The 23,615-nt window shown below is 67.5% G+C and carries 20 protein-coding genes; 3 read left to right on the forward strand and 17 right to left on the reverse strand.

Annotated features, from left to right (window positions below; all coding sequences use genetic code 11):
* On the forward strand, window positions 1–295 hold a 295-nt coding region (locus tag BLR03_RS00005), incomplete at its 5' end, for an OpcA/G6PD domain-containing protein (RefSeq protein ID WP_175460346.1).
* Entirely contained in the window at window positions 285–1,103 is an 819-nt protein-coding gene (gene pgl / locus BLR03_RS00010) for a 6-phosphogluconolactonase (RefSeq protein ID WP_091247866.1), read from the forward strand. The genes BLR03_RS00005 and pgl, both read left to right, overlap by 11 nt.
* Here pgl and BLR03_RS00015 read toward each other — a convergent pair.
* The 17 genes from BLR03_RS00015 to BLR03_RS00095 form a co-directional block, all read right to left on the reverse strand.
* The gene (locus BLR03_RS00015) at window positions 1,056–1,451 is read right to left on the reverse strand and encodes an RNA polymerase-binding protein RbpA (protein ID WP_091247868.1); all 396 of its coding nucleotides are present in this window, start codon (window positions 1,449–1,451) and stop codon (window positions 1,056–1,058) included. The genes pgl and BLR03_RS00015 overlap by 48 nt on opposite strands.
* Before the next feature lie 115 nt (window positions 1,452–1,566).
* Complete coding sequence (gene secG, locus BLR03_RS00020; RefSeq protein ID WP_091247870.1) at window positions 1,567–1,824, reverse strand: preprotein translocase subunit SecG; 258 nt, start codon at window positions 1,822–1,824, stop codon at window positions 1,567–1,569.
* Window positions 1,825–1,873: 49 nt separating this feature from the next.
* On the reverse strand, window positions 1,874–2,689 hold the full coding sequence (tpiA, locus tag BLR03_RS00025; protein WP_091247873.1) for a triose-phosphate isomerase: 816 nt from the start codon (window positions 2,687–2,689) through the stop codon (window positions 1,874–1,876).
* Between the two features lie 130 nt (window positions 2,690–2,819).
* Window positions 2,820–4,046: a phosphoglycerate kinase gene (gene pgk, locus BLR03_RS00030; RefSeq protein ID WP_091247875.1), complete on the reverse strand. Its 1,227-nt coding sequence runs from the start codon at window positions 4,044–4,046 to the stop codon at window positions 2,820–2,822.
* 10 nt (window positions 4,047–4,056) lie between these two features.
* Complete coding sequence (gene gap / locus BLR03_RS00035) at window positions 4,057–5,067, reverse strand: type I glyceraldehyde-3-phosphate dehydrogenase (RefSeq protein ID WP_091247878.1); 1,011 nt, start codon at window positions 5,065–5,067, stop codon at window positions 4,057–4,059.
* A gap of 265 nt (window positions 5,068–5,332) precedes the next feature.
* Entirely contained in the window at window positions 5,333–5,956 is a 624-nt protein-coding gene (locus BLR03_RS00040; protein ID WP_018772998.1) for a superoxide dismutase, read from the reverse strand.
* Window positions 5,957–6,058: 102 nt separating this feature from the next.
* Window positions 6,059–7,039: a DNA-binding protein WhiA gene (gene whiA / locus BLR03_RS00045; protein ID WP_091247880.1), complete on the reverse strand. Its 981-nt coding sequence runs from the start codon at window positions 7,037–7,039 to the stop codon at window positions 6,059–6,061.
* A gap of 10 nt (window positions 7,040–7,049) precedes the next feature.
* Entirely contained in the window at window positions 7,050–8,069 is a 1,020-nt protein-coding gene (yvcK, locus tag BLR03_RS00050) for a gluconeogenesis factor YvcK family protein (protein ID WP_091247882.1), read from the reverse strand.
* A complete protein-coding gene (gene rapZ, locus BLR03_RS00055; protein WP_091247884.1) occupies window positions 8,069–8,992 on the reverse strand; it encodes an RNase adapter RapZ in 924 nt (307 codons plus the stop codon). Before rapZ ends, yvcK begins: the two co-directional genes overlap by 1 nt.
* A gap of 122 nt (window positions 8,993–9,114) precedes the next feature.
* Window positions 9,115–11,121 (reverse strand): excinuclease ABC subunit UvrC, encoded by a 2,007-nt coding sequence (uvrC, locus tag BLR03_RS00060; protein WP_091247886.1) that lies wholly within the window; start codon window positions 11,119–11,121, stop codon window positions 9,115–9,117.
* A gap of 68 nt (window positions 11,122–11,189) precedes the next feature.
* On the reverse strand, window positions 11,190–11,858 hold the full coding sequence (locus BLR03_RS00065) for a lysophospholipid acyltransferase family protein (protein WP_091247889.1): 669 nt from the start codon (window positions 11,856–11,858) through the stop codon (window positions 11,190–11,192).
* The gene (locus tag BLR03_RS00070; protein ID WP_175460347.1) at window positions 11,845–12,588 is read right to left on the reverse strand and encodes an HAD hydrolase-like protein; all 744 of its coding nucleotides are present in this window, start codon (window positions 12,586–12,588) and stop codon (window positions 11,845–11,847) included. Before BLR03_RS00070 ends, BLR03_RS00065 begins: the two co-directional genes overlap by 14 nt.
* Window positions 12,589–12,732: 144 nt before the next feature.
* Window positions 12,733–15,573, reverse strand: a complete 2,841-nt coding sequence (uvrA, locus tag BLR03_RS00075) for an excinuclease ABC subunit UvrA (RefSeq protein WP_175460374.1) — start codon at window positions 15,571–15,573, stop codon at window positions 12,733–12,735.
* A gap of 177 nt (window positions 15,574–15,750) precedes the next feature.
* Window positions 15,751–16,143, reverse strand: coding sequence for a GntR family transcriptional regulator (locus BLR03_RS00080; RefSeq protein WP_091247895.1), 393 nt, complete (start codon window positions 16,141–16,143; stop codon window positions 15,751–15,753).
* Window positions 16,140–17,999 carry an ABC transporter ATP-binding protein gene (locus tag BLR03_RS00085; protein ID WP_175460375.1) on the reverse strand — a complete coding sequence of 620 codons (1,860 nt, stop codon included), beginning with the start codon at window positions 17,997–17,999 and terminating at the stop codon, window positions 16,140–16,142. Before BLR03_RS00085 ends, BLR03_RS00080 begins: the two co-directional genes overlap by 4 nt.
* Before the next feature lie 113 nt (window positions 18,000–18,112).
* Window positions 18,113–19,933 carry an ABC transporter ATP-binding protein gene (locus BLR03_RS00090; RefSeq protein WP_091247903.1) on the reverse strand — a complete coding sequence of 607 codons (1,821 nt, stop codon included), beginning with the start codon at window positions 19,931–19,933 and terminating at the stop codon, window positions 18,113–18,115.
* 145 nt (window positions 19,934–20,078) lie between these two features.
* Complete coding sequence (locus tag BLR03_RS00095) at window positions 20,079–20,858, reverse strand: trans-aconitate 2-methyltransferase (RefSeq protein ID WP_091247905.1); 780 nt, start codon at window positions 20,856–20,858, stop codon at window positions 20,079–20,081.
* A 145-nt stretch (window positions 20,859–21,003) separates the two neighbouring features.
* Between BLR03_RS00095 and BLR03_RS00100 the strand changes: the two genes are divergently transcribed.
* Window positions 21,004–23,550: a DEAD/DEAH box helicase gene (locus BLR03_RS00100; RefSeq protein ID WP_091247908.1), complete on the forward strand. Its 2,547-nt coding sequence runs from the start codon at window positions 21,004–21,006 to the stop codon at window positions 23,548–23,550.
* The last annotated feature ends 65 nt before the right edge of the window (window positions 23,551–23,615 follow it).

Genomic DNA, 23,615 nt, shown 5'->3' on the forward strand with positions numbered 1-23,615 from the left:
CCTGGCCCTGGACGCTCCCGTCACGATCGTCGCGGACCCCGCCGGCACCGGCATCCGGCGCGTCCGGCTGACCCGGACCGGCGGCGACGTCCAGCTCTTCCGTCCCGGCCTGACCATCGCGGAACTGACCCAGCCCGGCCAGCCGGCGCAGCGGATCTCCCTGCCGCGCCGCAGCCTCAAGGACTGCCTGGCAGAAGAACTCCGCCGCCTGGACCCCGACGAAGTCTTCGGCGAAGTGATTACTATGGGACTGCCACGTACCAATCTAAGGAGTGTCCGTCCCAGTGAGCGCTGACCCGAGAGTAAGCATCCATCCTGACTCGACCGTCCTGATGGCTGCGATCGCCGCCCGCCTGATCACCAAGCTCGTGGACATCCAGGACCGGCACGGCGAGGCCACGGTGGTGCTTACCGGGGGCACAATGGGCGTCGGTTCGCTCAGGGCCGTGGCCGAATCCCCGGCCGCGAAGGCCGTCGACTGGTCCAAGGTGAACTTCTGGTGGGGTGACGAGCGCTTTGTGCCGGCGGATGACGCCGAACGCAACGCCCGCCAGGCCCATGAGGCTCTCTTGTCCCGCATCCCGGTGGATCCGGCGCGGGTCCACGTGCCCGGTTCCACCGATGACTTCGGGAGCCCGGAGGAGGCTGCGGCGGATTATGCGCGCCGGCTCGCTGACGCGGCGGCAGCAGAGCACGCTGCGGACATGTCCGATGACCGGCCGGAACACCCGGGCCGGCTTCCGCGCCTGGACATTGTCCTCCTCGGCGTCGGACCGGACGCGCACGTCGCGTCGCTCTTTCCGGAGCAGGCCGGCATCCGGGAGAAGGAACTGACCGTCGTGGGGGTCCAGAACTCCCCCAAGCCGCCGCCGGCCCGGGTTTCCCTGACCCTGCCGGCCATCAATACGGCCTTAGAGGTGTGGATGGTGGTGGCCGGCGAGGACAAGGCCGGCGCCGTGGGACTGGCCCTGGCCGGCGCCAATCCCGTGCAGGTTCCCGCGGCCGGGCCGCGGGGCCGCCGGGAGACCTTGTGGCTCATTGACGAGAACGCTGCCTCACGGGTCCCCGAGCAGCTCGTCCGGAAGGGCCCGTCCGGCGCGTAGCCGTTCCAGCGCTCCGGCCAGTACGTCTTCGGCGTCCTGGCTGGAGCGCCGTTCTTTAACGTATTCCAGGTGGGTCTTGAACCCCTCCGTTGGCACGTCGTCCAGGGCGAACTTTGTTTCGTCGCGGGTTGCCGTGCCGCCGCAGCGCCGGCAGTCCCAGACTCCCGGGATCTGCTCCTCGGGGAGTTGGGCGAATACGAGCGCGGTTTCATGGCCTTTGGCGCACCGGTAGGAGACACGAATACGGGGCTGGCGTGCACCGGCCCCGTTCATTGGCTCGTGGCGGGGCGATGCCCCTTCGGTGGCGCCCACACGGATTCCCTTGAATCCGGAAGCGGAATGCAGCATCGGGAACTCCTGGCTACTCAGCTGGTGGATTGGTGCTTGCCAGCGACAGTGTAGTTCGAAGTTCCCGATGCGGGGAGGGCCTCAAGCCCCTTATGAAGTTCTCGAAAAAGACGTGCTACGAATCGGTGCCTGTGCTGAACCGCATGATCAGGCCGAGGGCGATGATCACGACGCCCCATGTGACACCGAGGATGATCGTGAACCGGTTGAGGTTCCGCTCCGCGACACCCGAGGAACTCAGCCCCGAGCTCATGCCGCCGCCGAACATGTCCGACAGGCCGCCTCCGCGTCCCTTGTGGAGCAGGATGAGCAACGTCAGCAGGAGGCTGGTGATGCCCAGGAGGACCTGCAGAATGACATGAAGAACGTCCACGACGGCCTTTCAGAAGAATTGGATTGCGGGGGCCAAACCTGTGTCCGGACTAATCCGTCAGCAGGTGACTCTCGAACCTGACAATATTAGCAAACTCCGCGGCGTCCAGGCTGGCACCGCCGACCAGCAAGCCGTCGACGTCGCGCTCCTTCAGGATCGACGCCGCGTTGTTCGCCTTGACCGACCCCCCGTAGAGCAGACGCGTCTTGGCGGCGACGTCGCCGCCGAACAAGGTGGCCAACTCGGCACGGATGGCGGCGCACATTTCCTGCGCGTCCTCCGGGCCGGCGACCTCCCCGGTGCCGATGGCCCAGACGGGCTCGTAGGCGACGACGAGTTCGGCGGCCTGTTCCGGGGTGAGGCCTTCGACGCCGGCGCGCAGCTGGGCGAGCGTGTGGTCCACGTGGGTGCCGGCCTGGCGGATCTCGAGACCTTCACCGACGCACAGGACGGGGGTGATGCCGTGCCGGAAGGCGGCCTTGGTCTTGGCGTTCAGGACGTCGTCGGACTCGTTGTGGATGGTGCGGCGTTCGCTGTGGCCGACCAGGACGTAGCTGCAGCCCAGCTTGGCGAGGAACTGTCCGGAGATGTCACCGGTGTAGGCGCCGGAGTCGAACTGGGAGAGGTCCTGACCGCCGTAGACGACGTCGAGTTCGTCGCCCTGGACGAGGGTTTGGACACCGCGGAGATCTGTGAACGGCGGGAAGACGGCAACCTCCACGCGGCTGTAGTCATGCTTGGCGTCGGACAGGGTCCACGCGAGCTTCTGCAGGAGGGTGATGCCCTGGACGTGGTCCATGTTCATCTTCCAGTTGCCGGCGATGAAGGGCTTGCGGTCGAATTTACCGTTGGTTGACGTGGTCACGTGATCTCCAAGAGTGCTTGTGGTATGAGCAGCCGGCAGGGTGCCCGGTCCCTTGCGGACGGGCACCCTGCCGGCTGGATTGCCTGGCGGCTGCTGCTTTAGCGGCCGGTGCTTTTAGCGGTCAGTGCTTCTAGCGGTCGAGGACGCTCAGGCCGGGGAGTTCCTTGCCTTCAAGGTACTCCAGGCTTGCGCCGCCGCCGGTGGAAATGTGGCCGAACTGGTCATCAGCGAAGCCGAGGGTCCGGACCGCGGCCGCGGAATCTCCGCCGCCGACCACCGTGAATGCGTCCGTCTCGGTCAGAGCCTGGGCGATGGCCCGGGTACCGCCGGCGAAGGCCGCGAATTCGAACACGCCCATGGGACCGTTCCAGAACACCGTCCTGGCGCCCTTGATCCGTTCCGCGAAGGCCGATGCCGAGTCCGGTCCGATGTCCAGGCCGATGCCCTGCACGCCGAAGCTGCTGGACTCGATGGCGTCGGCAGCAACGGTCTCGTGCTCGGCGTCGGCGGCGAACTTGCTGGCCACCACAACATCGGTCGGCACCACGAATTCGGTCCCGGCGTCCGCGGCGCGCTTGAGGTATTCCTGCACGACCGGGATCTGGTCTTCTTCCAGCAGGCTGCCCGCGACCTTGTGGCCCGCGGCCGCGAGGAAGGTGAACAGCATGCCGCCGCCCACCAGGATCGTGTCCGCCTTGCCGATGAGGTTATCGATCACGGCGAGCTTGTCCGAGACCTTGGAGCCGCCAAGGACGACGACGTAGGGCCGCTGGGTGTCGGTGGTGAGCTTGCGCAGCACCTCGACCTCCGTGCGGACGAGGTCGCCCTGGTAGGACGGCAGCCGGGTGGCGACGTCGTACACGCTGGCGTGCTTGCGGTGCACGGCGCCGAAGGCATCATCGACGAACGCGCCGTTGTCGCCGGTGAGGGCGACGAGCTCGTCCGCGAAGGCGCCGCGTTCGGCGTCGTCCTTGGAGGTCTCCCGGGCGTCGAAACGCACGTTTTCCAGGACGAGCACTTCGCCGTCCTGGAGTGCGGAGGACAGCTCCTTGGCCGACTCGCCGACCGTGTCGCCGGCAAGGGTGACCTTGAACCCGGCAAGCTCGGCCAGCCGCAGGGCGGCCGGCTTGAGCGAGTACTTGTCTTCGGGGGCGCCCTTGGGGCGGCCCAGGTGTGCTGTGACCAGCACGCGGGCACCGGCGTCCGTGAGCTTCGCCAGCACTGGCAGGGAGGCCTTGATGCGGCCGTCGTCAGTCACTGTAGAGCCGTCGAGCGGTACGTTCAGGTCACTTCTGACCAGAACGTACCGCCCGCGGACACCATCAGCGATCAGTTCGTTGAGGGTGTGGAATGTCATGAGTCTTACCCTAGCCCAGCTTGGACGCGACGAGCTCCGTGAGGTCCACGAGGCGGTTGGAGTAGCCCCATTCGTTGTCATACCAGGACACAACCTTGACCTGGTTGCCGATCACCTTGGTCAGGCCGGAGTCGAAGATGGACGATGCCGGGTCGCCGACGATGTCCGAGGAGACGATGGGCTCGTCGGTGTAGGTCAGCAGGCCCTTGAGCTCTTCGCTCTCGGAGGCTGCCTTGAGGGCGGCGTTGACTTCCTCGACGGTGGTTTCGCGGGAAACCGTGACGGTCAGGTCGGTGGCCGAGCCGGTGGGGACCGGGACGCGGATGGCGTAACCGTCCAGCTTGCCCTTGAGCTCCGGCAGGACGAGGCCGATTGCCTTGGCCGCACCCGTGGAGGTGGGGACCATGTTGATGGCGGCGGCGCGGGCGCGGCGGAGGTCGTTGTGCGGGCCGTCCTGCAGGTTCTGGTCGGCGGTGTACGCGTGGATGGTGGTCATCAGGCCGCGCTCGATGCCGAAGGCGTCGTTGACAACCTTGGCCAGCGGGCCGAGGCAGTTGGTGGTGCAGGAAGCGTTGGAGATGATGTGGTGCGCAGCGTCGTCGTACAGTCCGTCGTTGACGCCCATCACGATCGTGATGTCCTCGCCGGAGGCGGGGGCGGAGATCAGGACCTTCTTGGCGCCGGCGTCGATGTGCTTCTGCGCGTCGGCGGCCTTCGTGAAGAAGCCGGTGGACTCGATGACGATGTCAACGCCGAGCTCGCCCCAGGGCAGCTTGGCGGGATCGCGCTCGGCGAGGACCTTCACGGTCTTGCCGTCGACGACGATGTTGCCGTCCTTGACCTCGATGGATTCCGCCAGGCGGCCGCCGACGGAGTCGTACTTGAAGAGGTGAGCGAGAGCTTCCGGGCTCGTGAGGTCGTTGACTGCAACGATCTCAAGGTCGGCGCCCTGTGCGAGGGCGGCGCGGAAGTAGTTGCGGCCGATACGGCCAAAGCCGTTGATGCCAATACGGGTCGTCACGTTTTCAGTCTCCTTGGTGCTCTTGCGAGCACGACTAGTTGAGAAGGCGTTCAAGCCAACTAACAGATCCCGCACGCCATTGGGCAGAGATAATTACCAGATCGGAGGACGACCAGCCACGTTGCTGAAGGCTAACCGCCTTCCGTGATCCATCTTACGTTTAACTGGGACTGCCCCCGCAAGTGCGGGGGCAGTCCGTCCACATTTCGGGCCGAACCGGCCGTAATGTGAGCTTTGTTACAAGCAGGAGTCGGTCCTGTCACGCTTACAGCGTGATGAGGCCCGTCGCGTTCTTGCGGGCGGCGTCGAAGCGCTTGGCGACGTCGGCCCAGTTCACGATGTTCCAGAACGCCTTGACGTAGTCGGCCTTGACGTTGACGTAGTCCAGGTAGAAGGCGTGCTCCCACATGTCCAGCATCAGCAGCGGAGTGGTGCCGAGTGCGACGTTGCCCTGCTGGTCGTAGAGCTGCTCGATGACCAGGTTGCCGCCGATCGGCTCGTAGGCCAGGAAGCCCCAGCCGGAGCCCTGCAGGCCCAGCGCCGCGGCGCTGAACTGGGCACGGAAGGCGTCGAACGAGCCGAAGGCGTCGTCGATGGCTGCCGCGAGCTCGCCCTCGGGCTTGTCGCCGCCGTCCGGGGAGAGGTTCTTCCAGAAGACGGAGTGGTTAATGTGGCCGCCGGTGTGGAACGCGAGGTCCTTGGAGAGGCGGTTGATGTTGGCGAAGTCGCCCTTCTCGCGCGCCTCGGCCAGCTGGGCGAGGGCGTTGTTGGCGCCGGCCACGTAGGCCGCGTGGTGCTTGCTGTGGTGCAGCTCCATGATCTTCGCGGAGATGTGCGGCTCCAGCGCTGCGTAGTCATAGTCGAGCTGAGGCAATACGTACTCGGTCACAAAATCCTCCAATGTCGTGGACGGGTTGTCCGGTTCGGTAACTCTCGGATTGTGCATCCGGATGCCGGGCATCCGGAAATCTGTTCTTGATTCTAAGTGACGCTAGTCGTCGAGCATTTCCGGCGTCACATTGGCTTCCGTGCCCGGGATGCCGAGGTCCTGGGCCCGCTTGTCGGCCATCGCCAGGAGCCGACGGATCCGGCCGGCAATGGCGTCCTTGGTCATGACAGGATCGGCGAGGCGGCCAAGCTCGTCCAGGCTGGCCTGCTTGTGCGCGACCCGCAGCTCCCCGGCGTACTTGAGGTGGTCCGGAACGTCGTCGCCCAGGATTTCCAGGGCGCGGTCCACCCGGGCGCCGGCGGCGACGGCGGCCTGGGCGGAGCGGCGCAGGTTCGCGTCATCGAAATTCGCGAGCCGGTTGGCGGTGGCACGCACTTCCTTGCGCATGCGGCGTTCCTCCCAGACCATGAGCGCGTCGTGGGCTCCCATGCGGGTCAGCAGCGCGGCGATCGTGTCGCCGTCGCGGATCACCACACGGTCCACTCCCCTGACCTCGCGGGCCTTGGCCTGGATGCCGAGGCGGCGGGCGGCGCCGACGAGGGCCAGGGCCGACTCGGGGCCGGGGCAGGTGACTTCCATGGAGGAGGAGCGGCCGGGCTCGGTGAGTGAGCCGTGGGCCAGGAAGGCGCCGCGCCAGACGGCCTCGGCGTCCGCGGCCGATCCGTTGACCACCACGGACGGCAGGCCCCTGACGGGCCGCCCGCGGGTGTCCAGGAGGCCGGTCTGGCGGGCCAGGGCCTCGCCGTCGCGGACCACGCGCACCACGTACCGGCTGCCGCGGCGCAGGCCGCCACCGGAGACGACGATGATCTCGCTCTGGTGGCCGTACACTTCGGCGATGGCGGCACGCAGCCGCCGGGCGGTCGATGCGAGGTCGACCTCGGCCTCGATCACAATCCGGCCCGAGATGATGTGCAGCCCGCCCGCGAAGCGGAGCATGGCCGATACCTCGGCTTTGCGGACCGAGGACTTCTTGATATCCAGACGGGAAAGTTCTTCCTTGACTGATGCTGTCAGTGCCATGGCACCTTTCCTAACTATTCCCGAAAATATCGTGGTACGCCGTCGCCAGCCGCAACGGATCGTGGACCGGACGGCGACCAGACGCCCCCACTTTACCCAAGACCACCTCGGCACCGAGCATTCCGGCCGCCTGTTCGAAGTCGGGCAGGTCCTGGACCGACGCCGGATCGGCCAGGACGACGTCGACCGTGAACTCCGGGGCGTACTCGCGCAGCACCCGGAGGTGGTCCGCGGCGGTCATGCCGGCGGTCTCCTTGGTGTCGGTGGCGAGGTTCATTGTCAGGCAGCGCCGGGCCGCCGTATTGCAGAGGGCCTCGCGCATTTCCGGGAGCAGCAGGTGCGGCAGGACGGAGGTGTACCAGGATCCCGGGCCCAGGATCACCCAGTCGGCCAGTTCGATCGCGGTCAGGGCTTCCATGCAGGCGGGAGCGTCCTCCGGCAACAACCGGACGCGCTCGAGGGACCCCGCGACGGCACACTTGGCCTGGCCGGTCAGGGTCTGCAGCGCCGTGCTGCCGTCCGGGGCCGTGACCCGGACCTGGCCTTCGATGGTCAGCGGGATGCTGGACATCGGCAGGACTTCGCCGCGTGCGCCGAGGAGGGCCCCGGCCCACTTCAGGCCGGCGACCGTGTCGCCCAGGAGTTCCCAGAGGGTGACGATCAGGAGGTTGCCCATGGCGTGCTCGTCGAGGGACCCGCCGCGGCCCTTGCCGGGGGCAAAGCGGTGCTGCATGACGTCGCGCCAGGTGCGGCCCCAGTCGGTGTCGTCGCACAGCGCGGACAGGGCCATGCGGAGGTCCCCCGGCGGAAGGACGCCGTACTCTTCACGGAGCCGGCCGGAGGATCCGCCGTCGTCCGCGACGGTGACGATCGCGGTGAGTTCGGAGGTGAGCAGCCGCAGGGCGGACAGCGACGCGGAGAGTCCGTGGCCGCCGCCGAGCGCAACTACGGAGGGGCCCTTGTCCTGCTGGCCAGCGAATGCCGCGCTGGCGGGCGGGACGAGGGGCAGCGGGCCGGTCAGCAGCGCCATTATTCGCGGCCCAGGTCCCGGTGCGTCGTGGTCACGGTGACTCGCGGATACTGCGCCAGCCTCCGTGAGAGCTCGACGGCCACCGCGACGGAGCGGTGCTTGCCGCCGGTGCAGCCCACGGCGATCGTGGCGTAGTGCTTGTTCTCACGCCGGTATCCGTCCAGGACCGGTTCCAGGGCCAGGACGTAGCGCTCCACGAAGTCGCTGACGCCCTGCGCTTCGAGCACGTAGTCGCTGACGTCCTTGTCCAGCCCGGTGTGGGGCCGCAGCTGCGGGACCCAGTGCGGGTTGGGGATGAAGCGGGCATCGGCCACGAAGTTGGCGTCCACGGGCAGCCCGTACTTGAACCCGAAGCTCATGACGTTCAGCCGCAGGGCCACCGGCCCGGTCTCGCTGAAGAGCTCGGTGATGGCCGTCGCCAGGCCGTGCACGTTGAGGGAGGACGTATCCAGGACGATGTCGGCGGTCTCCCTCAGCTCACGGACAAGCTCCCGCTCGGCGGCGATGCCGTCGAGGATCCGGCCGCCGCCCTGAAGCGGGTGCGGCCGGCGGCCCTGCTCGAAGCGGCGGACCAGGACGTCGTCGTTAGCATCGAGGAACAGCACGCGGAAGGTCACCCCGGAGGCCTCGAGGGCGCGGAGCGCAGCGCGCATGTCCGCGAACAGGTCCTTGCTCCGGACATCCATCACGACGGCGAGCTTGGACATCGAGTGCGGTGTGCGCGACACCAGTTCCGCGAGCGTGCCGAGCATCTGCGGCGGGAGGTTTTCCACGACGTACCAGCCGTGGTCCTCGAGGGCGTCCGAAGCGGTGCTCCGGCCGGCTCCGGACATGCCGGTCACCACGAGCAGTTCCGCCTCGACGGGTTTGACGGGTGTCATGCCGTCCTCATCCGTCCCGGATTCTGCCGTCGAGTCTGCCATCAGTGAAGCCCCATCTCTGCCTGTGCGTCTGCTGTTTGCGGTCAGGTAGCGGCGCGGCCGCGGTGATGCCGCGCCCGTGCCGTTTCCCAAGTCTTTACCCTAGCTAAGTTTGGCGGAGCTAGCTAAGTTTCGAGGATTTCGCCGGTGGTCATGTTGATGGCCGGAACGGTGGCGGCTTCCTCGCCGTCGGCAGTGAAGTGCCGGACGATCGCGGCGGCCAGGGACGGACCGATCCCCTTGGCGCCGGTGAGTTCTTCCTGCGTCGCCGCTTTGATCCCCTTGACGGAACCGAATTCGGCCAGGAGGGCCTTGCGTTTGGACTCGCCCAGCCCGGGTACGCCGTCCAGCGCAGAGACCGTCATGGCCTTGCCGCGCTTTTGCCGGTGGAAGGAGATGGCGAAGCGGTGGGCCTCGTCGCGGATCCGCTGCAGCAGGTATAGGCCGGCGGAGGCGCGCGGCAGGATCACCGGGAAGTCGCTGTCCGGCAGCCACACCTCCTCGAGCCGTTTGGCCAGGCCGACAACGTACACGTCCTCGATGCCCAGTTCGGCCAGCGCCCGGGCGGCGGCGTTGACCTGCGGTTTGCCGCCGTCGACGACGACGAGGTTGGGCGGGTAGGCAAACTTGCTCCGCGGGGCCGGCGTCGTGGAGTCCGCAACCGCCGCCGCGGTTGCCGCTTCCAGCGCGGCCTGGTGTGCCGGTTTCGCCGCGGCGGCTGCCTGCTCGCGTTTCTCGTCGAGGTAGTGCCGGAACCGTCGGGTCAGGACGTCGTGCATGGCGGCGGTGTCGTCCGTGGCGGCTGCCCCGGTGACGGCGAACTTGCGGTAGTCGGACTTCTTCGGGAGCCCGTCCTCCACCACCACCATGGAGCCGACAACGTTGGTGCCTTGGACGTGGGATATGTCGAAGCATTCGATCCGCAGCAGCGCCACGGGGAGGTCGAGTGCCTCCTGGAGTTCCTGGAGGGCCTGGGAGCGCATGGTGAGGTCGCCGGCGCGCCGGGACTTGTGCAGTTTCAGTGCGTGCTCGGCGTTGTCCCGCACGGTGGACATGAGCGCGGCCTTGTCGCCGCGCTGGGGCACCCGGATGTCCACGCGGGCCCCGCGCAGGCCGCTAAGCCATTGCGCGAGTTCGGCGGCGTTGCTGGGCTCGGCGGGCACCAGGACCTCCCGGGGCAGCCTGCCCTGGACGCCGGCTTCCTCGCCGTAGACCTGCTGGAGCAGGTGTTCGACCAACTCCGGGGTGGTGGAGTCCTCGACCTTTTCCACCACCCAGCCGCGTTGGCCGCGGATCCGGCCGCCGCGGACGTGGAAGACCTGGACCGCGGCTTCGAGTTCGTCTTCGTGGAGGGCGAAGACGTCCGCGTCCGTGCCCTCGGCGAGAACGACGGCGTTGCGTTCGAAGACTTTCTTCATCGCCACGATGTCGTCCCGGAGGCGCGCCGCCCGCTCGTAGTCGAGCTCGGCGACCGCCGCGGCCATCTCGCGTTCCAGCCGGTTCACGAAGGGCTTGGCTTCCCCGCCCATGAAGCTGCAGAAGTCCTCGGCCAGGGCACGGTGGTCCTCGGCGGAGATGCGCCCCACGCAGGGCGCGGAGCATTTGTCGATGTAGCCCAACAGGCACGGCCGGCCGCTGGCTTCGGCGCGTTTGAGCACGCCGGCGCTGCAGCTGCGTACGGGGAAGACCCGCAGCAGGGTGTCCATGGTGTCCCGGATCGCACCGGCGGTGTAGGGGCCGAAATACCGGGTGCCCTTGCGCCGGTCGCCGCGGAGCACCTGGACGCGCGGGTACTTCTCCCCCATCGTGACGGCCAGGTACGGGTAGCTTTTGTCGTCCCGAAACATCACGTTGAAGCGCGGTGTGAATTCCTTGATCCAGGTGTATTCCAGCTGCAGCGACTCGAGCTCGCTGCCCACCACGGTCCATTCGACACTGCTGGCCGTGTGCACCATGGCGTAGGTCTTGGGCATCAGCCCTGCCGGGTTGGCGAAGTAGGAATTCAGCCGGGAACGGAGGTTCTTGGCCTTGCCCACATAGATGACCCGGCCGTGCGGATCGCGGAAGCGGTACACGCCCGGATTGGTCGGAATTTCACCTGTCTGGGGTCGGTAACTCGCTGGATCTGCCACGGTTCCAGTCTACTGAGCCTCCGGGGGTGCCGCGGCACCGGCCCGTCCGGGAACCGCGGCTGCTCCCGCTATTCGACCGACTTGCTCTGGTTGTAGCTGGTGGAGCGTTCCTGGCCGCTCAGTTCCGCGATGGCGTCCATGATGCGGTCGGTGGCCTGGCGGCGGGCCGGCAGCGAGTGGTCCGGTCCCGTCTTCTCGAAGTACAGCGGCTCGCCCACCTTCATGGTGAAGTGCTGCGGTTTGACCGCTTTGCTGTCCGCCGGCTGCAGGTGTTCCGTGCCGATCAGGCCTACCGGGATCACCGGCGCGCCCGTCGTGAGGGCGAGCCAGCCGACGCCGGTGCGGCCTCGGTACAGGATGCCGTCGCGGGAGCGGGTGCCTTCGGGGTAGATGCCCACGCCGCGGCCGGCGTCGAGAATGTCCAGCAGCGTCTTCAGCGCCTGGACGCTGGCGGCCTGCTCGCCGCGCTCGACGGGGATGGAGCCCACAGCCTCGAAGAAGGACTTCATGGCTTTGCCCTTGACGCCGCCGGTGGTGAAGTACTCGGCCTTCGCGAAGAACGCCACGGGCCGCGGCATGAGGGCCTGGACGATCACGCTGTCCAGGAAGGAGAGGTGGTTGGGGGCCACGATGAACGGGCCTTGCTTGGGCACGTTCTCCAGGCCGATGACCGTGGGACGGCACGTGGACGATATGAGCCCGCGCGTGGTCCAGCGGATTACGTCAAACATTTCCATCGGTGTGCACCTCGTTCAGGGCTGCGGTCCCCGGGCGTTCGGAGAGTCTGGTGATCGTTGCGTGAAGCGCCGTGGTGGTGTGCACGATCTCGACGGCGCCGGCCGCGTGCAGTTCGCCGTCGGGCGCAAAACCCCAGCCTACGCCGATGCAGTCCAGTCCGTTCGCAGCGGCCCCGGCGACGTCCTGCGCACGGTCGCCCACCATCACGGCATGGCCGGCCGTCGACGGGACGGCGGCAGCCAGGTCCGAGAGCGCGGCGGCGACGATGCCGGCCTTGCCTTCGGGGACGGAGTCCGTTGCCGCGCCTGCCTCGTCGGCGGCCGAGCCGCGAATGCTGTGGAAGAGCCTGGCGATGCCGTGGTGTTCCAGCACGGTGCGGGCCAGACCCTCCGGCTTCTGGGTGGCGACGGCGATGGGCCGCCCGGCGGCGACGAAGCCTTCGAGGAGGTCGCGGATTCCGGGGTACAGCCGGCTCTGCGCGATGCCGGTGGACGCATAGTGCCGGCGATAGATCCGGATGACGTCCGCGAGGAGCGCTGCCGGTACGCCGGCGATTTCCGTGAGGGAATGGCTCAGTTTGGGTCCGACCATCTCGTCCATCCGGTCAGGTCCTGGAACGGGCAGTCCGAGTTCGGTGAGGGCCGCGGCGATTCCGCCCGTGATTCCCCCGGCCGGATCGACAAGAGTGCCGTCGAGGTCGAAGATCACAGGCACTGTTGTATGCGTCACCGGCTTAGTTTCTCACGAGTGCACGGATGCCAGAAATTCGCATACTCCTTCAGGAATACGTCAGGGGAATACTTGGCCGTGCCGCGGACCGGGAGCGCTCAGCAGTGGTGCTCCCGGTCCGCACGCACGGCACGGGGTCCGTTCTCAGGCGAGGAGATCGGCGAGGAACGCCGCCGTGTGGCTTTCGCTCGACTTTGCGACCTGCTCCGGGGTGCCGGAGGCCACTACCCGGCCGCCGCCCGAGCCGCCGTCAGGGCCAAGGTCCACGATCCAGTCGGCGCTCTTGATGACGTCGAGGTTGTGCTCGATCGTGATCACGGTGTTGCCCTTTTCCACGAGGCCCTGCAGCACCATGAGGAGCTTGCGGATGTCCTCGAAGTGCAGGCCCGTGGTGGGCTCGTCCAGGACATAGACGCTGCGGCCGTTGGAGCGCTTCTGGAGCTCAGCCGCGAGCTTCACGCGCTGGGCCTCGCCGCCGGAGAGCGTGGTGGCGGGCTGGCCCAGCCGGACGTAGCCGAGGCCGACGTCGACGAGCGTGTTGAGGTGCCGCGCGATCGGGGAGAACGCTGCGAAGAACTCGGCGCCTTCCTCGATGGGCATGTTCAGCACGTCCGCGATCGTCTTGCCCTTGTAATGGACCTCGAGGGTTTCGCGGTTGTACCGGGCGCCGTGGCAGACCTCGCACGGGACGTAGACGTCCGGCAGGAAGTTCATCTCGATCTTCAGGGTGCCGTCGCCGGAGCAGGCCTCGCAGCGGCCGCCTTTGACGTTGAAGGAGAACCGGCCCGGCTGGTAGCCGCGGACCTTCGCCTCGGTGGTCTCGGCGAAAAGCTTCCGGATGTGGTCGAACACGCCGGTGTAGGTGGCCGGATTCGAGCGCGGGGTGCGTCCGATGGGGCTCTGGTCGACGTGCACCACCTTGTCCAGGTGTTCGAGGCCCTGGACGGCCTTGTGCCGGCCGGCCACTTGCTTGGCACCGTTGAGCTTGTTGGCGAGCACCTTGTAGAGGATCTCGTTGACGAGGGTGGACTTGCCGGAGCCGCTGACGCCGGTGACGGCGGTGAACAGGCCCAGCGGGAAGGCTGCGTCCACGTTGAGCAGGTTGTTTTCCTTGGCGCCAACGACCTTGAGCTCGCGCTTCTTGTCGTATTTGCGCCGCTTCTTCGGCACCTCGATGGACTTCCGGCCGGAGAGGTAGTCGCCGGTCAGGGACTCCGTGTTCTTCAGCAGGTCCTGGTAGGAACCGGAGTGGACCACCATGCCGCCGTGCTCGCCGGCACCGGGTCCGATGTCCACGACCCAGTCGGCTTCGTGGATGGTGTCCTCGTCATGCTCCACCACGATCAGGGTGTTGCCCAGGTCCCGGAGCCGGGTGAGGGTTTCGATCAGGCGGCGGTTGTCCCGCTGGTGCAGGCCGATGGAGGGCTCGTCGAGGACGTAGAGCACGCCCACGAGCCCTGAGCCGATCTGGGTGGCCAGCCGGATGCGCTGGGCTTCACCGCCGGACAGGGTTCCGGAGGGCCGCTCCAGGTTCAGGTATTCGAGTCCGACGTCGAGGAGGAAGGTCAGCCGGGCCTGGATTTCCTTGAGGACCTGGTGGGCGATCTGCGCTTCGCGGCCCGTGAGGACGAGGTTGTCGAGGAAGTGCGCGCAGTCGCGCATGGGCAGCGCGGCGACCTCGGCGATGGACTTGCCGTTGATCAGCACCGAAAGGGATGCGGGGTTCAGGCGTGCACCGTTACAGGCCGGGCACGGGACCTGGCGCATGTACTCCTCGTAGCGGTCGCGCGCCGAGTCGGAATCGGTCTCGCCATGCTTGCGGTGGACGTACTGCACGACGCCCTCAAAGCCGGTGCTGTACTTGCGTTCCCGGCCGAAGCGGTTGCGGTACTGCACCACGACCTTGTGGTCCTTGCCGTGCAGCACGGTCTGCCGGACGTCGGCGTCGAGCTTTTCCCACGCCGTCGTCATGGAGAAGCCGAGCTCCTTGGCGAGGCCGCCCAGCAGCCGGTTCCAGTACTCCGTGGTGGCGGTGCCCAGCGACCACGGCGCAATGGCGCCCTCCGAAAGCGATAGCTCCGGGTTGGGGATGATGAGATCCTCATCGACTTCCAGCTTGGTGCCGATGCCGCTGCAGGCGCTGCAGGCGCCGAACGGGTTGTTGAAGGAGAAGGAGCGCGGCTCGATCTCGTCGATCGCCAAGGGGTGTTCGTTGGGGCAGGCGAGGTGTTCGGAGAACGCCCTGATCCGCTCGGGGTCGTCGGCGTCGAGGTCGACGAATTCGGCCAGGACGCGGCCCTCCGCCAGGCCGAGCGCGGTTTCGACGGAGTCGGTGAGGCGCTGGCTGATGCCTTCCTTGACCACGAGGCGGTCCACGACCACTTCGATGGTGTGCTTGAACTGCTTTCCCAGCTTGGGCGGGTCGCTCAGCTGGACGAGCTCGCCGTCCACGCGTGCCCGCGAGTAGCCCTTGGCGGTCAGTTCCTTGAAGAGGTCGACGAATTCGCCCTTGCGGCCGCGGACCACGGGTGCCAGCACCTGGAAGCGCGTGCCGTCCGGGAGTTCGAGCAGCTGGTCAACGATCTGCTGGGGGGTCTGCTTGGCCACGGGTTCGCCGCAGATGGGGCAGTGCGGCCGGCCCACGCGGGCCCACAGCAGGCGCATGTAGTCGTAGATTTCGGTGATGGTGCCGACTGTGGAGCGCGGGTTCTTGCTCGTGGACTTCTGGTCGATCGACACGGCCGGCGAGAGGCCCTCGATGAAGTCGACGTCGGGCTTGTCCACTTGGCCCAGGAATTGCCGGGCATAGGCGGAGAGCGACTCGACGTAGCGGCGCTGGCCCTCGGCGAAGATGGTGTCGAACGCCAGGGAGGACTTGCCGGAACCGGACAGGCCGGTAAACACGATCATGGCATCGCGGGGCAGGTCCAGGTCCACGTTGCGCAGGTTGTGTTCGCGTGCGCCCTTGACGACGAGGCGCGTCATGTCCGGGCGTTTCAGCTCGGGACGGGGCGGGACGGCCTCCGGGGCTGCCAGCGGTTCGACGGCGGACTGGACTTCAACGGCTGGATCTTCAGCTACAGCTTTAGGCACGAATCTAATGCTAATCGAAAACTTCTTCGAAAAACTATTCTGCTCGCCCGGGGGGTCCGCCGGGATGTGCTAGCGGCGGTCGTAGGCGGCGGCCAGCAACTGCACGGCCTCGGCGAAGCTCGCGCCCTGCGCTTTGGCGGCCGCCGCGAACTCCGCCGCGGCGGTGGACAGCGAGCTCCAGGCGGCATCGCGGGCGCAGACCACCGTGCCGTTCCGGCCGCGCGTCACGACGACGCCGGCGGCCTCGAGTTCCTTGTAGGCACGGGCCACAGTGTGGGGTGCAACGCCCAGTTCGGTGGCGAGGCTCCGCACGGCCGGCAGCCGGGTACCCGGCGCGAGCGTGCCGTTATCGGCGCGTTCAATGACGTACAGCCGGAGCTGTTCGAAGAGGGGGACGGAGCTGGCCGGATTGGTCCGCCAGGCACCGGGGAAACGCTCCCCCGCGGTGTCCGCGGGGCTCACTGTTCCGGCTCCCCGACAGCCTGCACGTGTTCGCGACCGGCGAACTGTGCGTCGTACAAATCCTTGTAGAGCCCGCTCCCCGCCATCAGCTGCTGATGGGTGCCGTGTTCAACGATCCGTCCGTGGTCCATGACGAGAATTAGATCAGCGTCCCGGACCGTGGACAAACGGTGCGCGATCACGAAGCTCGTGTGACCTTGGCGAAGCCGCTCCATGGCATGCCGGATCTGCACCTCGGTACGGCTGTCAACGGAACTCGTCGCCTCATCCAGTACCAGGATGCTGCGGCCGGCGAGCTGCGCCCGTGCGATCGAGACGAGCTGGCGCTGGCCCCGGCTCAGGGAGTCGCCGTCGTTGCCGAGCATGGTGGCGTACCCGGCCGGCAGGGCCCTGACGAACTGGTCCACATGGCTGGCCCGGGCCGCCGCGACGATCTCGGCGTCGGTGGCCCCGGGCCGGCCGTACTCGATGTTCTCCCGGATGCTGCCAGTGAACAGCCACGCATCCTGCAGGACCGTGCCGAAGACGGACCGGAGCTCGTCCCGCGGGATGGTGGCGATGTCGGTCGAGTCCACCAGGATCCGCCCCGAGTCGAGTTCGTAGAAGCGCATCAGGAGGTTCACCACAGTGGTCTTGCCGGCGCCGGTGTGTCCCACGATTGCCACGGTCTGTCCCGGTTCCACCGTGAAGGACAGGTCCTTCACCACGGGAGTGCCGGGGCTGTAGCTGAAGCTGACGTGCTCGAACGTGACGCTGCCCGCGGCCGTGCCCGGCGTCAGCGGCGCGTTGGCTTCCCGCAGGTCGCGGGGTTTGCGCCGGCCGTTGAACTTGTGCCGGCCGTTGGTCTTGCGCGGGGTATGGATCTTGAGCGGGGTATGTACCGTGAGCGGGGTTCCGGCGCCGTTGGCCGCAGCGGCCGGCACGGCGCTGTCCGGCGGGATCTCGGGAGCATCAAGCAGCTCAAAAACACGCTCCGCGGAAGCGAGGCAGGACTGCAGGAGGGTCAGCATGCCGCCGATCTGGCCCATCGGCTGGCTGAAAAGGCGGGAGAACTGGATGAAGGCCTGGATGCCGCCGATCGTCATGGCCCCGGTGGTGACCTGGAGCGCCCCCACAACGGCCACGGCAATGTAGTTGAGATTGGCGACGAACACCATGAGCGGCTGCACTATGCCGGACAGATATTGGGCGCGGGCGCTGGACCGCGTGAGTTTGTCGTTGCAGTCCCGGAAGCTCGCCGCCGACGCCTCCTGCCGGCCGAAGGCTTTGACCACTTCATGGCCCGTGAAGAATTCTTCGAGTTGGGCGTGCAGCGCCCCGGTACTGCCCCATTGTTCCGTGAAGTGCGCCTGGGAATGCTTGGCCACGAACACGGTGATGACGGTCGACACCGGCACCGAGAGGACAGCGATCAGCGCCAGCAGCGGCGAGAGCCAGAGCATCATGGCGAGTGCGGCGGAGAGCATCAGGACGGACATGATCAGCTGGTTGAGGAGCTGGTTGAGGGCCTGGGAGATGTTGTCGACGTCGTTCGTGGCCCTGCTGAGCACCTCGCCGCGGCGCTGCTCCTCGAAATGGCTCGACGGCAGCACATGGAGTTTTTGCTCCACGGAGCCGCGGAGTCCGTAGCTGAGCCGCTGCACGGCCGTGGCGGTCAGGGCGCCCTGGATCCAGCTGAAGAGGGACGCCCCGACGTACAGGGCGGACACCGTCAGGAGCCGCCCGGCCAGCGCCTGTTCGTCGAGGGCACCGCCGAGGAAACCTGCGACCACGACGTCGGTGGCGTCACCCAGGACTTTGGGAGCGGCGACGTTGAGCGTCACGAACGCACAGGTGGCCGCGATGACACCGGCCATCCGCCATTTGAGCGGCCGCAACAGGCCCAGCAGCCGGGCTGCGGCCCGCCACTTGGAGCGCTCCTTGGCCCCGGACAGCGCGGCGGACTCCGTGCCTGATGCCCTGCCGCGGCTCACAGGGTTTCCTCCAGCACGAGCTGGGACGCGGCGATCTCCCGGTAGCTTGGCGAGGACTCCATGAGTTCGGCGTGCGTGCCCTGCGCGACGAGACGGCCGTCCTCGAGCACGAGGATCAGCCCGGCGTCCACGATCGTTGCCACCCGTTCGGCCACGATCAGCACGGTGGCCTGCTCCAGCAGAGGCTCAATCGCCGCGCGGAGCCGGACATCGGTCCCGTAGTCCAAGGCGGAGAAACTGTCATCGAACAGGTAGACCGGCGAATCTTTGAGCAGTGCCCGGGCGATGCACAGGCGCTGGCGTTCGCCGCCGGAGAAGTTGGTGCCGCCCTGGCTGACGGGCGCGTCGAGCCCGAGGGGCAGGGCGCGGACAAAGTCGGCTGCCTGGGCGGACTCGAGTGCCTGCCACAAGTCCGGGTCGGCGGCGGCCGGCGAACCGAGGCGAAGGTTTTCAGCGAGCGTGCCTGAGAAAAGGTAGGAGTGCTGCGGGACGATGGCGATGAGGCCGCGCAGGGCCTCCAGCGGCATGGCCCTCACATTGCGTCCCCCGATGCTGATCTCGCCGCCGGTCGCGTCGAGGAAGCGGGGAATCAGGTTCAGGAGGGTCGTCTTGCCGCTGCCGGTCGCGCCGATGATCGCCGTCGTGGTCCCGGGGGCGGCGGTGAATGTGATGCCGTCCAGCACGGGCTCCTCGGCGCCGGGATAGGCGAAGGACACGTTGCGGAACTCGACGGCGTGTACGGGGCGGGCAGTATGACGGGCATGCGACGAGCTCACCGGGCGTGCGGCATGTCCGGGCCGTGCCGCGTCTTCGGGCTGTGCCGCGTCTTCGGGCCGGGCAGGGCCGGCATGCGCCCCGGCGGGGGCAGCCGGGTCCGCGATGGACGGTTTCGTGTCCAGCACCTCGCGGATCCGTTCCGCGCACGCCGCGGCCCGCGGGGCGGTCATGAACACGTACATCGCCATCATGATGGCGATCAGGATTTGCAGGATGTAGGCGATGAACGCGGTGAGGGCACCGAGCCGCATTTCGCCGGCGTCGATCCGGTGGCCGCCGAACCACACCACGCACACGGAGGACAGATTGACCACCAGCATGATCATGGGCATCATCCCGGCCACCAGCAGGGCCGAGCGCAGGTTGTTCCGGGTGAGGTCCTTGTTGGCTTCGTCGAAGCGGCGGATTTCGTGGTCCTGCCGGACGAAGCCGCGGATGACGTTGGCACCGATGATCTGCTCGCGCAGCACGCGGCCAATCCTGTCGAGGAGCCCCTGACCCTCGCGGTACAGCGGAATCAGGCGGCGCACGATCACCGTCATGATCACCGTGAGGATCGGGATCACGGCGACCACGATCCAGGACAGCACCACGTCCTGGTGCACGGCCAGCGCGATGCCGCCGATGAAGATGGCAGGGGCCGCGATCAGCATGGTGAAGACCAGGACTGCGAGGTTCTGGATCTGGGCGACGTCGTTCGTGGCCCGGGTAACGAGGCTGGGCGCACCGAAGACCCCGACCTCCTGGGAGGAAAAGGACTGCACCTTCGCGAAGAGTTCCTCGCGCAGCTGCCCGCCAAGCTCCATGGCGACGACGGCGCCCAGGTAACCGGCCGCGATAGCCGTGGCCACCTGCACGGCGGCGATTCCGGCCATCCAGCCGCCCAGATGGACGATTTCCCCCGTGTCCCCGCCGATGATGCCGTCGTCGATAATCGCGGCGTTCAGCGTGGGCAGGAGCAGGTTGGCGGTGGTTTGCACGAGCTGGAGCACAACGATGGCCAGCACGCTCCCCTTATGCGCGGACAGTAGCCGCACCATCAGGCTTACTAGCACCGAACCTCCATCACATGCCCAGGGCTCGGAATAGGAATCCGCCTAACGGCCGCCCCCACGCCGCCCCACGCCGCCACGTCATTCTAAGCCCCATTCCGGAGTGCCTCGTGTCAACCGGCAGACAAGCCTCTCATCCGCGTTTTTGCGCCACCGCAAAGGTGCGCCGGAACGGGAAGACGGTCCCGTGCCGGCCCGCCGGATACGCCTCGTCCAGTCGCGCCGAGTACTCGGCCTCAAACTCCCTGGCCTCGTCTGCCGGGAGGGCGGCCAGGACCGGCCTGAGCCCCGTTCCGCGGACCCACTCCAGGACAGGGTGGGCGCCCGGGAGCAGTTGCAGGTAGGTGGTTTCCCACGCATCGGCGGCGCAACCGGCGTCGAGCATGATGTCGAGGTATTCCGCCGCCTCCCCCACCACGTCGTCGTGGCGCAGGACCCCGGCGAGCCGCCCGGCCCACGCCGGAGACTCGGCCAGTTCCCGCATCAGGGTGTGGGAGGGGGCATTGAAGTTTCCCGGCACCTGTAGCGCGAACCAGGCCCCCGGTTTGAGGGCATCAAGCCACGCGGGCAACAACTCACGGTGTCCGGGCACCCACTGCAGGGCGGCGTTGGTGACCACCACGTCGGTCTCGCCGGAGGGCAGCCAGTGCCCGATGTCGGCCAGTTCATAGGAGAGGTTGGCGGCCGCGGCCGCATGGTCCCTCGACTTGGCCAGCATCTCCGGCGAGGAATCCAGGCCCACCACCTGGGCCCCCGGCCACCGGTCCGCGAGAGTCGCGGTCAGGTTGCCCGGACCGCAGCCGAGGTCGACGACGTGCCGCGGGGCTTCGGCGTGGATCCGCCCCGTGAGGTCAAAGTATGGTCTGTCCCTGTAATCACCGAACTGCACATACTTTTCGGGATCCCATTTCACGGCTACCTCCAGTCCCGGGCGCTGTTGTCCTACCCGAAGCGTAGCCCCGGCAATGTTGGCCAGCCAAGGAGCCACGCATCCGGCGGGCGGGGCGCACCAACCCGCCGGTGCCGCCGGCAGCATGCGGGCACTAAGCTGGACAGCAATGAAACTCGTTGATCAGCTCCCCGCCCCGGCCGCCCGAGTTCCCGGCAGGACGGCCCTGGACCCGGACGAGCTCTACACCCGGTTTGTCGAGTGGACCGAGACCCGCGGCCTCGCCCTCTACACCGCTCAGGACGAGGCCATCATGGAGCTGGCCGCCGGGTCCAACGTCATCCTGGCCACGCCCACCGGGTCCGGCAAGTCCCTCGTGGCCATCGCCGCGCACTTCCAGGCCATGGCCCGTGGCCAGCGCAGCTACTACACCGCCCCGATCAAGGCCCTCGTCTCCGAGAAGTTCTTCGCCCTCTGCGAGATCTTCGGGGCCGAGAACGTCGGCATGATCACCGGTGACTCCGGCGTCAACCAGGACGCTCCCATCATCTGCTGCACCGCCGAAATCCTGGCCAACATTGCCCTGCGCGAGGGTTCGGCGGCCGAACTCGGCGCCGTCATCATGGACGAGTTCCACTTCTACTCCGACCCGCAGCGCGGCTGGGCGTGGCAAGTGCCGCTGCTGGAGCTGCCCCAGGCGCAGTTCCTGCTGATGTCGGCGACGCTCGGCGATGTCAGCCGCTTCGAGGAAGGGATCAGCGCACTGACCGGCCGCCCGACGACGACCGTCAGTTCCGCCGAACGCCCGATTCCGCTGCACTACTACTACGAACAGACTCCGGTCCACGAGACCCTCGAAGAGCTGCTCGCCACCAAGCAGGTCCCGGTCTACGTGGTGCACTTCAGCCAGGTCGAGGCGATCGACCGGGCACAGAATCTGATGAGCATCAACGTCTGCACCCGCGAGGAGAAGGACAAGATCGCCGAGCTCATCGCCGGGTTCCGCTTCGCCGCGGGCTTCGGCAAGACCCTCAACCGGCTGGTCCGGCACGGGATCGGCGTCCACCACGCTGGCATGCTGCCCAAATACCGCCGGCTTGTGGAGCAGCTCGCGCAGGCCGGCCTGCTGAAGGTCATCTGCGGCACCGACACCCTCGGGGTGGGCATCAACGTGCCGATCCGCACCGTGCTGCTCACGGCGCTGAGCAAGTACGACGGCGTGCGCACCCGGCTGCTGAACTCCCGCGAGTTCCACCAGATCGCCGGGCGGGCCGGACGCGCCGGCTATGACACCGCCGGCACCGTGGTGGTCCAGGCCCCGGAGCACGTGACCGAAAACGTTAAGGCGATGGCCAAGGCCACGGCCAAGTTCGGTGACGACCAGAAGAAGCTGCGCCAGGTGGTCAAGAAGAAGCCCCCCGAAGGCTTTGTGTCCTGGGGCGAACCGACCTACAAGCGGCTCGTGGAGTCGGTGCCGGACCCGCTGACGTCCAGTTTCACCGTGACGCACGCGATGCTGATGAACCTCATGGAACGTCCCGGCGACCCGTTCCAGGCCGCCCGGCGCCTGCTCACCGAGAACCACGAGACCCGGTCCTCGCAGCTGCGGCTCATGAAGAAGGCCCTGGGCATCTACCGCGAACTGCTCGCGGCCGGCGTCGTGGAGCGCATCCCGCTTCAGGAGCAGGGGCCGGACGGCCGCGCGGTCCGGCTCACGGTCCACCTGCAGGCCAACTTCGCCCTCAACCAGCCGCTGTCCCCCTTCGCCCTCGCAGCGCTGGAGCTCCTGGACCCGGAGTCGCCGTCGTACGCGCTGGACGTCGTGTCCGTGATCGAGGCGACCCTGGAGAAGCCGCGCCAGATCCTGTCGGCCCAGCAGAAGAAGGCGCGCGGCGAAGCCATTGCGGCGATGAAGGCCGACGGCATCGAGTATGACCAGCGCATGGCGATGCTCGAGGAAGTCACGTACCCGCAGCCGCTTGCCGAGATCCTCGGCGAGGCGTTTGAGGTCTACCGCAAGGCCGCCCCGTGGGTGGGCGACTTTGAACTTGCCCCCAAGTCCGTGGTCCGGGACATGTACGAGCGCGCCATGAACTTCGGCGAATTCGTACAGTTCTACGGCCTGGCCCGCTCGGAGGGGATCGTGCTGCGCTACCTCGCCGACGGTTTCAAGGCACTCCGGCAGACCGTCCCGCAGGACGCCCTCCGGGAGGACCTGGAGGATCTCATCGCCTGGCTGGGCGAACTGGTCCGGCAGGTTGATTCCAGCCTGCTCGACGAGTGGGAAGAGCTGACCTCCGGCGCCGCGCCCACCCCACATGACGCTCCACCGCCCCCGCCGCCGTCGCTGACCTCCAACGTCCGGGCCTTCCGGGTGATGGTGCGCAACGAGATGTTCCGCCGCGTGGAGCTCTTCGCCGATGAAGCCGCCACGGCCCTGGGCGAGCTCGACGCCGGTTCCGGCTGGGACGCGGAACGGTGGGAGGATGCGCTCGATGACTACTTCGACGAACACAACGACATCGGCACCGGCCCGGACGCCCGCGGCCCGGGGCTCCTGATCATCACCGAGGAACCCCGGGTGTGGAAGGTCCGGCAGATCTTCGATGACCCGGCCCGCCACCACGACTGGGGCATCTCCGCCGAGGTGGACCTGGCGGCCTCGGACGAGTCCGGGACCGCCGTCGTCCGCGTCACGGACGTCAACCGCCTCTAGCGGGACTGCGCCCAGTGTCTGGCATGCGGCACGGGCACCCGCGAAGGCCGTCACCCGCCCGGCAT

The organism is Arthrobacter sp. ok909 (genome assembly GCF_900104405.1).
Taxonomy (GTDB): domain Bacteria; phylum Actinomycetota; class Actinomycetes; order Actinomycetales; family Micrococcaceae; genus Arthrobacter; species Arthrobacter humicola.